This is a genomic window from Robbsia andropogonis (assembly GCF_000970345.1).
GTDB classification, from domain to species: domain Bacteria; phylum Pseudomonadota; class Gammaproteobacteria; order Burkholderiales; family Burkholderiaceae; genus Robbsia; species Robbsia andropogonis.
In genome coordinates, this window is the sequence record NZ_LAQU01000021.1 from 77,367 (window position 1) to 91,324 (window position 13,958).

The window sequence follows — 13,958 nt, forward strand, 5'->3', positions numbered from 1 at the left end:
ACAAATAGGTCAGGTCCGGCCGGACTTGGCCTATCACACCGCCTGTCGGCCAACTGCATCGACGCGATTTAGACGACTGAACATGGGTTTTGAAGAACTGGCAGCACTGAAGCAGCAGCTCAGCAAGCAATCTCGGGGCAAGCGCGAGGGGAACAGCGACACGTCCCGAAACGTACGCGCGACGCAACCTGAACGCGAAGCCCCGGCCGCTGCTGCGGCACACAGTGCGGAGCAGTCGCGCACGACCGAGCCACGGGCGGAGGGCGGCGCTCGCCACGCCCCACACGATGGTCGAAAGCGCGCGCCGGGCCAGGCACCGCGGCCCACCGGCAGTCGCGGGCCGCGGCCTGAAGGCGCGCGTGCCGACGGCGCACCCCGCCAGGGGGATGGCGCACGTCATGGACCGCGCAGAAACCATGGCGCGCCGAATCGCGATATGACATGCGGTGAGGCGAATTCGAGCAATGTCACCCCGGCGGAGTCGAAAGCCGGCACTGGCCAATTTCCGGCCCGGTCTGGGGCCGGCAAGCGGCCAGCACGTGACCGACAACCGGGCGTGGGGCATCCCACCCGCCCGACGACACGACCGGAACGACAGGTAGATCCGGTCGTACTTACCATCGGTCAATTGCAAAAGCATTTCCCGCTGGCTTTCCCCAAAAACCCGGAACCCAAGAAGCCGCTGAAGTTAGGTATCAGCAAGGACTTGGCGGCGCAGGCGGAAACGCTGTCACTGACGGAGCCTGCAATCCTGGAAGCGATCAAGGTCTGGTGCCAAGGAAGTCGTTATTGGGCTGCCATGACCAATGGCGCCGCGCGCGTCGGCCTGGACGGTCAGCCCGACGGCACGGTAACACCGGAACAGGCAGGCCATGCGCGGTACCTGGCCGCTGCAGCACGCCGCGCGAAACGGCAAGATAAGCAGCCGGACGCTACTGCCGCGAGTGCCGACAGCACCGGCACGCCTGTTGCATCAGGTGGCGTACCCCCTGATGCCGACGCCCCCGTTGGGGACAGTGCCGACGCCGACGGCGCCACATCGGCTACGTCGACAGACGTGCCGGCGGCCAAGGAAGGAGCGCCTGAAGAAATAACGGCGACTGCTTCCACGACAACGACGGAACCGACCGCCAAGCCAGCAGATAACACCAACATCGATACCCTGTCGGTGTCCAAACCAGCCGCACACTGATTGGACGCGGCGGCCATGCAAAGGGGCCGCCATGAACCTGTCTTCACGGTACTGCGCGAATAGTGCGTGGCAAATTCACGACACCCCACCTCGCTACGCACTTTTTGAGACTTGCGCTATTGCGCCGTAAGGTCGGTATACCGACCCGCCGGGCAAGCCCACCTGCATTGCCAACAGCGAACCGCACACTTGTCGTTACTGGCATGGAGATCGATTTGCGTAATCCTGCTCCCGACCCGACTGGCCAGGGGTCGCTTGCCGAGAGACAGGACATGCCGAGGCCCTACTGACCAATCGGCCTAGTAGACTCGCATCCACCACGCATTACATCGGCGGCGCGACGCCGTCCTTCTCGACAGCGATACGCGTGGCGGTGTACATGCCATCACTACCTTTCGTCGCAACGACAAACACTTTCTTGCCCGACACCAAGTCAGCGTGGGTCGCTGGTGCAAACGTCACGACCGGTACATTGTCCGGCACGGCGATCTGGCTCGTACCGCCTTTGTACGAAACGGTGAGGCTTCGGCCGTCAGCCGACTTCACTTCGGCGTCCACGTTGCCGTTGGTCATCGTGCTGTTCGCACCCAGGTCCCATTCGTAGTGACCTTCACCCGTACCGCGCGCCGACTCGGGAAAGACCACTACTTCACGCGCGGTCATCTTGCCGTCGACACCCGTCGTCGCGGCGGTACCGATAAATGCGCCCGCCTTGATATCGCTCAGCTTGATGTTCTTAAAGGCGCCGATCGGAGTCTTGTCCGAGATCATGATCTTGACGTCGTCACCGCTGTTCCGGTGCACGGTCAGCTCGTTCGGCGAGACAGCCGTGATGGCGCCCCGAATGCGGGTCGGCTTGGTCGTCTGCGCGGAAGCTTGCGACGATGCCAGCATGCACGCGGTGGATACTGCGACGGCGGTAAAGGCGGCAAGCGCGCGGATACGGGAAAACGTCTGGCGTTGCAACTTCATGGGAAAACTCCTTCCTTGGGTGATCGATCGTATGACGGTCATGAACCGCCGAACCAGTTATAGCCCTGATTCTCCCAGTAACCGCCGGGATAAGTGTTCGTCAGCGAAATCGCGACGATATGCTTGGGATTTTTATAGCCCAATTTTGTCGGCATCCGCAATTTCATCGGAAAACCATATTTCGGGGGCAACGTCTGGCCGTCGTAGCGCAACGTGAGCAGCGTTTGCGAATGCAGCGCCGTAGGCATATCGATACTGGTCGTGTAGTCATCGGCACAATGAAACGCCACGTATTTCGCATGCGTGTCCGCACCGCATGCGGCCAGGAAACGCGAGAAACGTACCCCCTCCCAATGACCGATCGCACTCCATCCTTCAATGCAGATATGTCGCGTGATCTGGCCCTCTTGCGGGAGCGCGTTCAATTCATCCAGCGTCCAGACCTTCTTGCCTCCCACCATGCCCCCCACTTCGAGCTTGTAGGTCGCCGGATCGACCTGGGGTACGTCGTCGATATCGTAAAACGCATTGAATGGAAACGGCCTCGTGATCATCGACTCTGGATACGTCGGCGCCATCGTGTCCGGATTGAACATCCAGCCTTGCACCGTATCGTTGAATGACGAGATACGCCGCAACGCGGTGTTGACCGACTTGTCGTTGCTCAGGTCACAGCCGGACAACATCGCGATGCCGCCCAGCGTCAAGAGGCGTTGCCCGAACAGACGGCGTGACGGGACCGACAACGTACGTTGGACGTCGTGGACGATATCGTCTGCATTCGGAATCTCGCGGCCATACAGAAACGCGGGGCGTGATGGGGATTTCTTGGGGGACATGCTGGCTCGATTCCGCGGAAGAATGATGGACGATCAACGCCCACGCAGCATCAATAGCAAACTGCGTGGAACCAAGAGCACCATCAGCAGGTGAATGACGATGAAACCCACCAGGAAACTCATTGCGGCGAAATGCACATATCTTGCCGCATCGTAGCCCCCCATCAAGATGCGCAACCACGACAACTGGACTGGCTTCCACAACGCGAGCCCCGACAGAACGAGAATCACCAGATCAAGCATGGCACACAGATACGCCACTTTCTGCACGGCGTTATAGCGACTTGGATCCGCGTGCTTCAGCTTCAGTGTCAGGGCGGCGACCAGGTCCACGATAAATGAACGCGGCCGCCACTGTCCGAACCGCCGCACGAGCCGCCCGGTCAGCAAATTAACCAGTAAATAGATACTGAAACTGCCAAATAGCAGCCACATGCCAGCGAAATGCCACTGCAAGGCGCCGCCCAGCCATCCACCCAGTGTGACGCTGGACGGGAAAACCCACCACGCGAATAACGGCGACGCGTTGTAGACCTGCCAACCGCTGGGAACCATGATCACGATCGCCAGCGCGGTCAGCCAATGGGTCAAGCGGACCCACCATGGCTGAATGATCTTGCGGCGCCCCTGCCCTGCGGCACCGACTTCTTCCGGTATCGACTGCTGAACATTCATCCAACTTGCTCCCTTCTGGGATACTCATAGTATGAAAAGCGTTCTGACAGGCACATGACGCAACGATGACTTTTTTGTCATTCCGCGCCCATCTGATTCCCCTAGAATACAGGGACGTGAAGAAAAGCATCGTCCACCGATTCGATTCGGTCCACGTTCATTCCGAGAAGTATCCTCTGGCGCGGCAAGCGGTCCGCGCCGCTTATCCCGATTTTATTGCGATCATGACCCTGCTCGTTATTGAGGACGACCCCAAAACCGGCGATTACCTGAAAAAGGGCCTGGGTGAATCCGGCTATCAGGTGGATCTCGCCCGCGACGGGGCGACGGGACTACAGTGGGCATTGAACCAGGACTATCAATTGATCATTCTGGACCAGATGTTACCCGGCATAGATGGCTGGCAGATCATGGCAGCGCTGCGAGCAAAACGCGATACGCCGGTCATTTTTTTGACGGCGCGCGATCAATTGGAAGATCGGATACAAGGACTGCAACTTGGCGCTGACGACTATCTTGTCAAGCCCTTCTCCTTTATTGAGCTGACCTTGCGCATCAAAACGCTACTGCGACGCGGCGTGACACGCGAGTCCGATACCTTCCAGGTCGCGGACCTCCATGTCGACGTGCTAAAGCGCAAGGCGAGTCGTCAAGGCATGGACATTACCCTGACCAATAAGGAATTCGCGTTATTGCACCTGTTCTGCAAGCGCGAAGGCGAGGCGTTGTCCCGAACGTTGATTGCATCGGAGGTCTGGGACATGAATTTCGATAGCGACACGAATGTCGTCGATGTGGCCGTGAAGCGGCTTCGCGCGAAGATCGATCAACCCTTCCCTATCAAGTTGATCCATACGGTGCGCAGCATCGGTTATTCGTTTGGAATCGTCGAAGGTGGCTGAGGCGCGCGAACAGCGCGAATGGCAACCGGACGACGTGCGCGGGTCAGCCACCCCGGCCGGGAGCGCCGCCACGCGGGAGGCCCTCCCCGCTCGAAAATCCGGTCTACGTCGGCGCTGGCGTCGTGCATCGATCACCACGCGCGTCAGTTGTTTGATCGGGGTATTGGTCTATCTGGCACTGGCCGGGGTGGGAATGTCGCTCTATGATGCCACGCGGGTCGCCTTGAACAAACGCGCGGACCTCCAGTTGATTGCGCGTATCGAGCACATGCGCACCCTGTTACGCGACTTGTACACGGTGCAGGAAATCGAATCACGGCCTGCCCTATTCGAGACGATGATGGGCAATGAACAAGACGTCATCGTCATCCGTCGACCCGGCACGACGCCCTTTATCAACGTCAATCCGCAACACACGCCCTTACCTGCACTGGCACCTGTACGCCCAGGTCAGCCCATTACGTTGACAGCGCTCGCCGACGGTCGCAGCCCCGACGGTTGGCGTGTGCGCTGGATCGCGGCCAATGCGGTCATCGGCAACCATGGCGAGACCATCGAGATCGTCGCCGCACATGTAATGACACAGGAAGAGCGCGTACTGGCGCTATATCGTCAGCGGGTCATCGCCACGATGTTGGCAGCATTGGTCGCCACGCTGACCTTGGTTGCATGGAGCCTTAGACGCAGCCTGGCACCGTTGCGGCAAATGGCCGCTCGCGCGGCCGATGTAACGCCGGAGAATCTAGCAGTACGACTCGACGCAAGCGCGGCACCGGCGGAACTCGAAACCTTCGCCGCATCGTTCAATGCAATGCTGGATCGCTTGACGGCCGGCTATCAACGGTTGCTGCAGTTTTCAGCTGATCTGGCCCACGAACTTCGCACCCCCATCGGTGTACTGATCGGGCAAACCCAGGTATTGCTCGTGCACCCACGTAGCGCGGCCGACTATCGGCAGGTGCTGGAATCCAATCTCGAAGAACTGGAGCGACTCGCGCGAATTGCGGAAAACATCCTGTTCCTGGCCCGCACCGATCACGAGCGGCAAGGCCTGCCAGACAACGCGCGTACGCAGATGCCGCTACAGCCTCTTCTCGAGACAATCGGCGCCTATTTCGAAGGACTGGCCGAAGAGCGTAACCTGCGCTTCGATATCATGGCAACCGGCACGGTAAGTGCCGATGCGCTGATGTGTCGGCGAGCCATCAACAATGTCGTCGTCAACGCGGTGCGCTATGCAACGCCGGGAACCTGCATCACGCTGCGCGGCGGCGAGGGCCGGATTGTAATCGGCAACCAGAGCGAACCGATTCCGAACGGTGAGCTTGCCCGTTTATTCGATCGCTTCTACCGCCGCGACCCGTCCCGCACTGCCTCGACCGAATCCAACGGCCTTGGACTCTCGATCGTCCACGCGATCATGCGTGTGCATGGTGGCGGGGTCTGGATACAATGCGACGTCACCGGATGGATCACCGTTACGCTGGATTTCCACGTCAACACCCCCCCCACCGAACCGACCGTTTCCCCTGTGGCATAACCTAATGACGATAAGTGATTTCCCCCGCTGGCACGGGTATGGGACGATGCCGTGCTGTGCTGCTGGCGTCTAGGACCGCCCGCAATGCACTAAAATCCCACGGCAGCAAGGAAATGGCTTCATGAAACGTCGTCACTGGCTTCACCGCATTGGTTTCGCATCGCTCGGCCTGGCCGTCTCGCTTCCCGGCATCACCGCGCCCACCGCATACGCTGCGGACGCGGCAGTGACCAAAATCGTCCGCCTGGGCACGATGAGCGGCCCCGATGCCGATATCTGGCAAGTAGCGCGGTCGGAAGCAGCCAAGCACGGTCTGACCATCAAGATCGTAGAATTCAACGACTACGTACAACCGAACGCCGCGCTGGACGCGGGTGATCTCGACGCCAACGCTTTTCAGCATAAGCCCTATCTCGATAGCCAGCTACAGCAACGAGGTTACAAGATTGTCAGCGTGGGCCTGACCTATATCGCGCCGCTGAGCATCTATTCCCATAAAATCAAAGACCTGTCAGCATTACCGAATGGTGCCTCCATCGGCATTCCCAATGATCCGTCTAATGAAAATCGTGCACTATTGCTACTTAAAGCGCAGCATTTGATCACGCTGCGACCGGGCGCCGGCCAAGATGGCTATAACGCCACGATCCTCGACGTCGCCGGCAATCCGAAGAAACTGAAGTTGCTTGAAATGGACGCGGCGCAACTGCCCCGTGCGCTGGGTGACCTGACCGCGGCGGCGATCAACAACAACTTCGCGATCGATGCGGGCTTGAAACCGCAATCGGCATTGGCCCGCGAAGGCGCGGACAGCCCCTATGCGAACCTGATCGCCGTTCGAACACAGGACCAGCATGCGCCGTGGGTGAAGACACTCGTTGCGGCCTACCAGTCCGCGGCAGTCAGTGCCTATATAAAATCCCACTACCACGGCGCGATCCTGCCGGCATTCTAAGGACGCACGATGAATTTCCAGCAATTGCGTTATGTTCGCGAAGCCGCACGCCGCAACCTCAACCTCACCGAGGTGGCGAACGTCCTGCACACCTCGCAATCCGGAGTCAGCAAGCAGATCAAGGACTTCGAGGATGAACTCGGCATCGAGATATTCGTTCGCCGCGGCAAGCGTCTGACCGCGTTGACGGACCCGGGCACCGGGGTGCTGAAGCTGATCGAGCGCATCCTGCTAGATACCGAGAACCTGAAGCGTGCGGCAAGCCATTATGCGGCACAGGAAGCCGGCCGCCTGGTGCTTGCCACCACCCACACCCAGGCACGCTATGCATTACCGAAAGTCATCGAGCGTTTCCGCGAAGCCTACCCGAAGGTGCATCTGGCGTTGCGCCAAGGCAGCCCGACGCAAGTCGCCGAAATGGTGCTAAGCGGCGAGGCCGATCTCGGCATCGCCACCGAGGCGCTGAATCGCTATCCCGATATCACCACGTTCTCGTCGTATAGTTGGCACCACGTCATCACCGTCCGGCGCGGGCATCCACTGGCGGAGGCCAAGCAGGTCGGCCTTGCGGACATTGCCGGCTATCCGATCATCACCTACGACAAGGATTTTTCGGGTCGGCCGCATATCGACGCTGCTTTCGAGAAAGCGGGATTGGCGCCCGACATCGTCCTCACCGCGATGGATGCCGACGTGATCAAAACCTACGTGGAAGTGGGTTTGGGCGTAGGTATCCTCGCCGCGATGGCCGTAGACCCGGTGCGGGATGACCATCTCGTCGTGTTCGATACGCCTGATATGTTCGAACCGAACACGACGCGCATCGGTATCCGTAACGGCACCTATCTGCGGACATACACATATCGCTTGATCGAAATGCTCGCACCGCATCTTCGGGAGGACGAGATCCGCTCAAGGCTCAGCGAAGAGGACTGAATCGATCGGCCGCGCAACGATCCCCTACAATGGGATTCCTCACCTTTCCGGAATCCACTTTCTCATGCGTCCGCGCTCGCTTATTACGCACTACCATGCCCGTCGCGACGATATCGGGGATCTCGTGACTCGCCGTCCGCTGCCCGGACCCGGTATTGACCAGCTAGACCCGTTCCTGTTTCTCAATCATCACGGCCCACAAAATTACCCCCCGCATAACGACGGATTACCATTCGGGCCACACCCGCATCGCGGTTTTGAAACGGTCACGTTTATTCTGGAAGGCGACCTCGCGCATCTTGATACCGGTGGTCACGAAAGCGTTATCAAAGCGGGGGGCGTGCAATGGATGACTGCCGGAAGCGGTCTGATTCACGCTGAAATCTCTCCCGATACGTTTAAGCGCGAAGGGGGTCCACTAGAAATGCTGCAGTTGTGGATCAATCTTCCCCGTCGCTTGAAAATGACGCCACCACGGTACACCGGACTGCAACGCGACGCGCTGCCAACGGTGCGAACGAGCGACGGAGGCGCCGATGTCACCGTTATCTCCGGCGTATTCCAACATGGCGACACCCGGATCAGTGGGCCTATCGCATCGCTTACCGGGGTGCAGGCGCTTGTGATGTCGCTAAAGGCGGGCGCAACGCTCACGGTCCCGGCTCCGAAGGACAAACAGGTGTTCCTTTATACCGTGTCTGGCCAGGTCGACGTTGCAGGAGCAACGCTGCCCGAACATCATCTGGCACGTATTGACAACGACGGCGATGCGTTGCTATTGCATGCAACGGAGGCGCCAACGCGCCTGCTTTGTTGCCTGGCGGATCCGATTGGCGAGCCCGTGGTGTCGCATGGCCCATTTGTCATGAATACCCGGGAAGAAATACATCAAGCGATCCGTGACTACCAAGCGGGGCTTTTTGGCCACGGTTTGGAACATCTAGGCTAAACGCACCGATTTGCTAGGGGTTAACCCTTGCGCTCGGCAATGAACGTCCTATAATAGGGTTAACACTTAGGGAAACAGCTAGACAACGGCGCCGGGCGGCGTCGACTGACCCTGAAACGTGTGAATCTGTTCAAATAGGACCTATCATGAGCGCCTCGCCGACTCCCTCCTTTGCTTCGAACGCTGCAAAATCGCGCGCACAAGGCAGTGGTGTGCGTCGCTTCTTCCGGGAAGTGTGGCAATCGTACCTGCGCCATTCCGAACTGCGTGTCATGCTTGCCAGCGGACGCTGGTCGCCACAAGCCGAATTGTCGATCCGCAAGCGCACCGACATGTAAGCTTATCAGCCGTGTAAAACGCGTCGCTTCTTTTGCGGGCGACGCGGCCGTTCAGGACAGGCCGTGGACTGGATGTCCCGTCATGTCGAGAATTGAATTACCGGCTTGCGTCATTATTGCATGCGGTAAAGCGTAATGAAAACGCTGTCATTTTCCCGCTCATTCCGTGCAGCCGTACTGTTTTGGCTCGCTCGCAGCGTACAGGGCGCGTTCGTTTCCACAATGCGATGTTCGATCATCTCGCGTACGTTCGCACGGGCATTCTCAACGCCGAATAGCGTGTTTTTTTGCAATAAATATGGCTGTTAGTTGCAATCCACCAGTGCATCATCCTTTAGCAATTCGCCTTCGACGACTGGCTTTCAACGGCCGGACTGACGGCAGATCTCCCGATCAGGGTAGCGTTAACGTTATCAGATGAGGTGGTACGCAGCGGCGGTGACTCTTGGGGAATGTCGAACCACCGAATCCAATCGCTCTCCGGTTCGACGCAATGGCTGTCCGCCACGCGCTGCGTAAAGCCGATGCGATCGAAAAACTCAAGAATCTGAATCGCACGTTTGCGACCGACACCCGTGGCGTCGCGAAAGATCGCTGCTGCCACCTCGCCTTTAGCGCCACTGTTCGATCCCACGCCCAATTGCGCGAGTGAATGTAGCAGGCGCGCAAGGATTGCGATCTGGAATCGGTCGTAGAATAGATCGGGAACAACTTCATAGACGCGGCCTTCATGCGCCAACTGCTGCAGGATCCGTCGCACCCTGGCCTCCGGCAATTGTCTGTTCGCGGCAATATCACGCACCCACGGTGGATTAAAACGGCCCGTCGCAAGGTCAGCGACGATGCCGCTGACCGGCACGCCATCCGCATCCGGCATCTGCCGGCGATGCTCCGGCAACTGCAAGCAGGCACCCGATCGTACCAAGCGCCCTTGCATACATAACGCGTCGGTAATGGCACGCCAAGCGGCATTCGGTATGTCGATCTGCAGAAGCTTGCGCAATAAGGACGCGGCCAGCCCTTCGTCGTTTGGTACAAGCGCATGATGCGCCTGTAGCGCATCGATTGCCGCGCCCGTCCAGGCCACGAAATCGTGCGCGTCAACCAACCAGGTACCGTGCTCCCTTGACGGTACGAGCGTTACGCTACTCCGCCCCTCGAGGTCGGCGCGAACTTCCGCCACGCGAATACCCGTACCGTCGTAAGAAAGCACGTGTTCGACGCACACCGTCCGGAGCGCGCGCGGCGTCGCGGTGGCCGCTAAAGCGGTGAGATGGTGCCGCAGTGCGTGGACTCCCACATCGAAAGGATCCGTGGCACATGTCTCAAAAATAGTGAGGTGCGTGTCACCGTTCGCTCCCAGACGCTGCCGTAACGCCCTGCGCGCTTGCTCGGCGGCAGCGGGGGCCAGCGTGTCAAGACGCGTGAGAACCACGATGCAATGGAGACCGTCAGGACATGCGCGGGCGCAAAAAGCCTCGGCATCGATCTGGGCGTCGATGTCGTCGGCAGCATCGACCGCCCACAGCACGACATCGACGGCATCCCAATGCGCCTGACGCACACGGGTGCTGGGCGGCCCGTCGAGGACCGCAAGCACTGCGTCAACACCCAAGCGGACACCATTTACTGGTGCCGGTGCTGACGAAAGATAACTATACGCCGGGATGACCCACATACCTCCACGTGATTCGTCCGAGAGGCCGGCAGAATCAACCCCCGTCAAAACACGTGTCAATGTTGTCTTACCCGATCCCGCCCGGCCCGTCATTGCGACAATCATCTTCGCCCCCCTCGTTCCCGAACGCGCAGTGGGGACACATCGCGTAACAGGCCGATCATGCATTGCGATCTATTGCCGCCTCAAAAGACGACATCACGCCCGCATATAATTGCGTACGCAATAAAAATCGCGAATCGGTTGGCAGTGCCAACGACCAAACCGAACGAACGTCCGTTCCAGCACCGATTCTTTCGCCTGCCGCACTATCCCAGTGCAACGCCGCACGGCGCAAAACGGCGTGGCCGCCGACCAGGGATGCCCCCTCAAACGACGTGTCATTCGCAACAACATGACCCCCCACCGCGATGCATGCGTGCCACCCGATGCATCACTGCAGCTTGCTTATCACGACCAGCAGTTGACTGCTTCGAGGATGGAATGAGTATAGAGTCTTTCGTCGCGCTTGCGGCCGCGTTTCACCGTTCGCCTTAGGCCCGTAAGCCGGCGCGGGCATAAAACAACAGTTTGCTCGGCGCGACGGCAACACCCTAGCGTTACCGGATAGGACTTTTGACCGGATGACGCACCGCCATTACAAGGGCGGCTACTACTCGCGCGGCGGGATTTCTTGCTCTCAGTCCCCAATGAAACTGAGGATTTCGCGATTGAATTCGCTTGCATGTGTCAGGTTCATGCCATGAGAGGCGCCGCGCAGCACGATACGCTGTGCGTAAGGTAACCACTCGGCCAACGTTCCCGACGTGGCTAGAAATCCGGGTGGACTCTTGTCGCCATTGATGATCAACGTCGGGACCGTCACACAGCTTGCCAGTGCCCGCGTGTACAGTGGCAAAACATCACGAACTTGCCGTGGCAAGGTGGCCGCGTTATCGCGTGCCATTGTGCGGAACGCATCACCACTGCGGCCCCAATAACCTGGGCGGCTCACCGCATCGACAAACATCTCCAAGCCACCATCGATGTCCCCGGACTCCACACGACCCGCGGCGACCATCCGCGGATCATCGGCGGAATAGGCACCCTGCGGGCGCCCGTTCGCGTCGATTTTCACGGTCGGGCGTGGGTCCTCGCCTGCTTTAGCCGGCTTACCGCCCGGATCAGCCAATACGAGGCGATCCACGAGCGACGGATCCTGGCTCGCCGCGTGAAACGCCACGCAGCCGCCACGTGAATGTCCCACCAACGTCACTTGCCCCCAACTACGCGAATGTATCAGACCGAGCAACGCGTCAACATGTGGTTGTATTCCGAAAACGGCACCCTGCGGCGCAGAGACTGGATAGAAATACGGAAGGCTGACAGCAATAACATGCCGCCTCTCGGCCAGCGCTGCAATCTGCGGCTCCCAATAGCGAAAATCGCAGAGAGAACCGTGCACCAATAACAATGGCGGGGCATCACGGTGCTCGGTTCCGGTCTCAAAATAGGCGATCCGACTCGCCGATGGGAGTTCGACGATCCGGGTGTGTTCAAGTTCAAACATAGTCGTTTCCTGCGCTGCAGGGAGTAGCGAGAAGTCTTATTGTGGGGAAACCGTTCCGTGGCACGCGGCCCGTAAATCCCTCTCACAGTGCGGTGAATGGGTAGGCGGTCCCCTTTTGTCATCCGACGATACTGCATTGCAGCATAGTCTGTGTAGAGCGGATTATGCCTGTCCTGCCCGCAAATCGCTTGCATTCACAAAAAAACAGCAGCAAATAAAACAATCGATGCGTGTCTGACACACGGACAGCACACTCGAAAGCGGGCGACGGGATGAAGCACATCCTTCACCGAGGCGCAATCACACACCGGACGCCATCGATGTCGATTTGCCTGCGGCCCATCGCAAGGCAATCCCGTTGCGCTTTTCTTAACGGCTATCAGACACCTCCTAAATCGCATTACAGACAAAACAGAATCTCTTGATACCAACGCATTGGAGCAGGACGCTGGCAAATCGCTTGCGGGACCGGTCACACGCAACATCACGCCACAGGCGCGCGTTGCAATCGCGCAGCCCCGCCATTCCAATACAGCAATCCATGGCACTGCAGCCTGGTCCGCCTATCCGCTAGAGTCCCCTTGTCGATTCATCTTGCCTATTCTCGCGATCCATCGTACCGAACCGACAACGCCGGGCCCATGCCGGTCGACGATACACGGTCGCACGAAGCGAATCGTCGTACCTCGCGTCGGATGCGACAATGGCCTCAATACGTCATTCATTCGTTCTCCTTATGGATCATGCCTAAGAAAATGAATCAACCTGACCCGAACGTACCGCCTCGTACAGGCTCCAAAGTCGACGACGCTGCCAATACCTACGTGCAGCGGGATAAGGTCACCGCACCGCCGGCGCCTGACGGGATCGACCCCGACAATGCGTCGCACCTTCAACGCGGTCTGCACGACCGACATCTACAACTGATCGCGATTGGCGGTGCCATCGGCACGGGGCTTTTCATGGGTTCGGGCAAGACGATTGCCCTTGCCGGCCCTTCGATCGTCCTGGTGTATCTGATCATCGGCGTAATGCTGTTTTTCGTCATGCGCGCGCTCGGTGAATTATTGCTATCGAATCTTTCATACAAGTCGTTTACGGACTTCTGCGGCGACCTGCTGGGTCCGTGGGGGGCTTTTTTTGTCGGGTGGACATACTGGCTCTGCTGGGTTGTAACCGGAACAGCCGATGTGGTTGCCATTGCCGCCTACATGCAGTTCTGGTTGCCCGACCTGCCCGTCTGGATACCGGCGCTTGCTTGTATAACGTTATTACTGTGCCTGAACGTTGTCCATGTGGCTTTGTTCGGAGAGATGGAGTTCTGGTTCGCAATGGTCAAGATTATTGCCATCGTGGCATTGATCATCACTGGCGCCATCATGGTTGGAACCGGCTTCATGGTACCTGGCTCGCCACCAGCATCGATTTCACAT

The 13,958-nt window shown here is 58.9% G+C and carries 13 protein-coding genes; 8 read left to right on the plus strand and 5 right to left on the minus strand.

Annotation, left to right across the window (positions count from 1 at the left end; translation table 11 throughout):
- The first annotated feature begins 82 nt into the window (after positions 1 to 82).
- On the plus strand, positions 83 to 1,192 hold the full coding sequence (locus tag WM40_RS18020) for a ProQ/FinO family protein (protein WP_052738395.1): 1,110 nt from the start codon (positions 83 to 85) through the stop codon (positions 1,190 to 1,192).
- Between the two features lie 324 nt (positions 1,193 to 1,516).
- On the opposite strand, the gene WM40_RS18025 is transcribed toward WM40_RS18020, so the two are convergent.
- Genes WM40_RS18025 through WM40_RS18035 form a run of 3 tightly spaced genes read right to left on the minus strand, consistent with a single transcriptional unit; the run spans position 1,517 to position 3,678 of the window.
- Positions 1,517 to 2,164, minus strand: coding sequence for a DUF5666 domain-containing protein (locus tag WM40_RS18025; protein ID WP_024904598.1), 648 nt, complete (start codon positions 2,162 to 2,164; stop codon positions 1,517 to 1,519).
- 38 nt (positions 2,165 to 2,202) lie between these two features.
- Positions 2,203 to 3,003, minus strand: coding sequence for a molybdopterin-dependent oxidoreductase (locus WM40_RS18030; RefSeq protein WP_046153562.1), 801 nt, complete (start codon positions 3,001 to 3,003; stop codon positions 2,203 to 2,205).
- Positions 3,004 to 3,036: 33 nt separating this feature from the next.
- On the minus strand, positions 3,037 to 3,678 hold the full coding sequence (locus WM40_RS18035; protein WP_024904600.1) for a cytochrome b/b6 domain-containing protein: 642 nt from the start codon (positions 3,676 to 3,678) through the stop codon (positions 3,037 to 3,039).
- Positions 3,679 to 3,902: 224 nt separating this feature from the next.
- Here WM40_RS18035 and WM40_RS18040 point away from each other — a divergent pair, with 224 nt between their 5' ends.
- The 6 genes from WM40_RS18040 to WM40_RS18065 all read left to right on the plus strand — a co-directional run bounded on the left by WM40_RS18040 (position 3,903) and on the right by WM40_RS18065 (position 9,298).
- On the plus strand, positions 3,903 to 4,580 hold the full coding sequence (locus WM40_RS18040; protein WP_024904601.1) for a heavy metal response regulator transcription factor: 678 nt from the start codon (positions 3,903 to 3,905) through the stop codon (positions 4,578 to 4,580).
- The gene (locus WM40_RS18045) at positions 4,558 to 6,120 is read left to right on the plus strand and encodes a heavy metal sensor histidine kinase (RefSeq protein WP_236693581.1); all 1,563 of its coding nucleotides are present in this window, start codon (positions 4,558 to 4,560) and stop codon (positions 6,118 to 6,120) included. The genes WM40_RS18040 and WM40_RS18045 overlap by 23 nt, the downstream gene beginning before the upstream one ends.
- Before the next feature lie 121 nt (positions 6,121 to 6,241).
- Positions 6,242 to 7,075, plus strand: a complete 834-nt coding sequence (locus WM40_RS18050) for a MetQ/NlpA family ABC transporter substrate-binding protein (RefSeq protein ID WP_046153563.1) — start codon at positions 6,242 to 6,244, stop codon at positions 7,073 to 7,075.
- 9 nt (positions 7,076 to 7,084) lie between these two features.
- Entirely contained in the window at positions 7,085 to 8,011 is a 927-nt protein-coding gene (locus WM40_RS18055; protein WP_024904604.1) for a CysB family HTH-type transcriptional regulator, read from the plus strand.
- 64 nt (positions 8,012 to 8,075) lie between these two features.
- Entirely contained in the window at positions 8,076 to 8,960 is an 885-nt protein-coding gene (locus WM40_RS18060; protein ID WP_024904605.1) for a pirin family protein, read from the plus strand.
- Positions 8,961 to 9,106: 146 nt separating this feature from the next.
- On the plus strand, positions 9,107 to 9,298 hold the full coding sequence (locus tag WM40_RS18065) for a hypothetical protein (protein ID WP_024904606.1): 192 nt from the start codon (positions 9,107 to 9,109) through the stop codon (positions 9,296 to 9,298).
- Between the two features lie 334 nt (positions 9,299 to 9,632).
- Here WM40_RS18065 and WM40_RS28050 read toward each other — a convergent pair whose 3' ends face one another.
- The gene (locus tag WM40_RS28050) at positions 9,633 to 11,081 is read right to left on the minus strand and encodes a SelB domain-containing protein (RefSeq protein WP_024904608.1); all 1,449 of its coding nucleotides are present in this window, start codon (positions 11,079 to 11,081) and stop codon (positions 9,633 to 9,635) included.
- A gap of 574 nt (positions 11,082 to 11,655) precedes the next feature.
- Complete coding sequence (locus tag WM40_RS18085; protein WP_024904610.1) at positions 11,656 to 12,525, minus strand: alpha/beta fold hydrolase; 870 nt, start codon at positions 12,523 to 12,525, stop codon at positions 11,656 to 11,658.
- Between the two features lie 743 nt (positions 12,526 to 13,268).
- Here WM40_RS18085 and WM40_RS18090 point away from each other — a divergent pair.
- Positions 13,269 to 13,958, plus strand: a 690-nt coding sequence (locus WM40_RS18090) for an amino acid permease (protein ID WP_236693582.1), incomplete at its 3' end; no start/stop codon positions are given.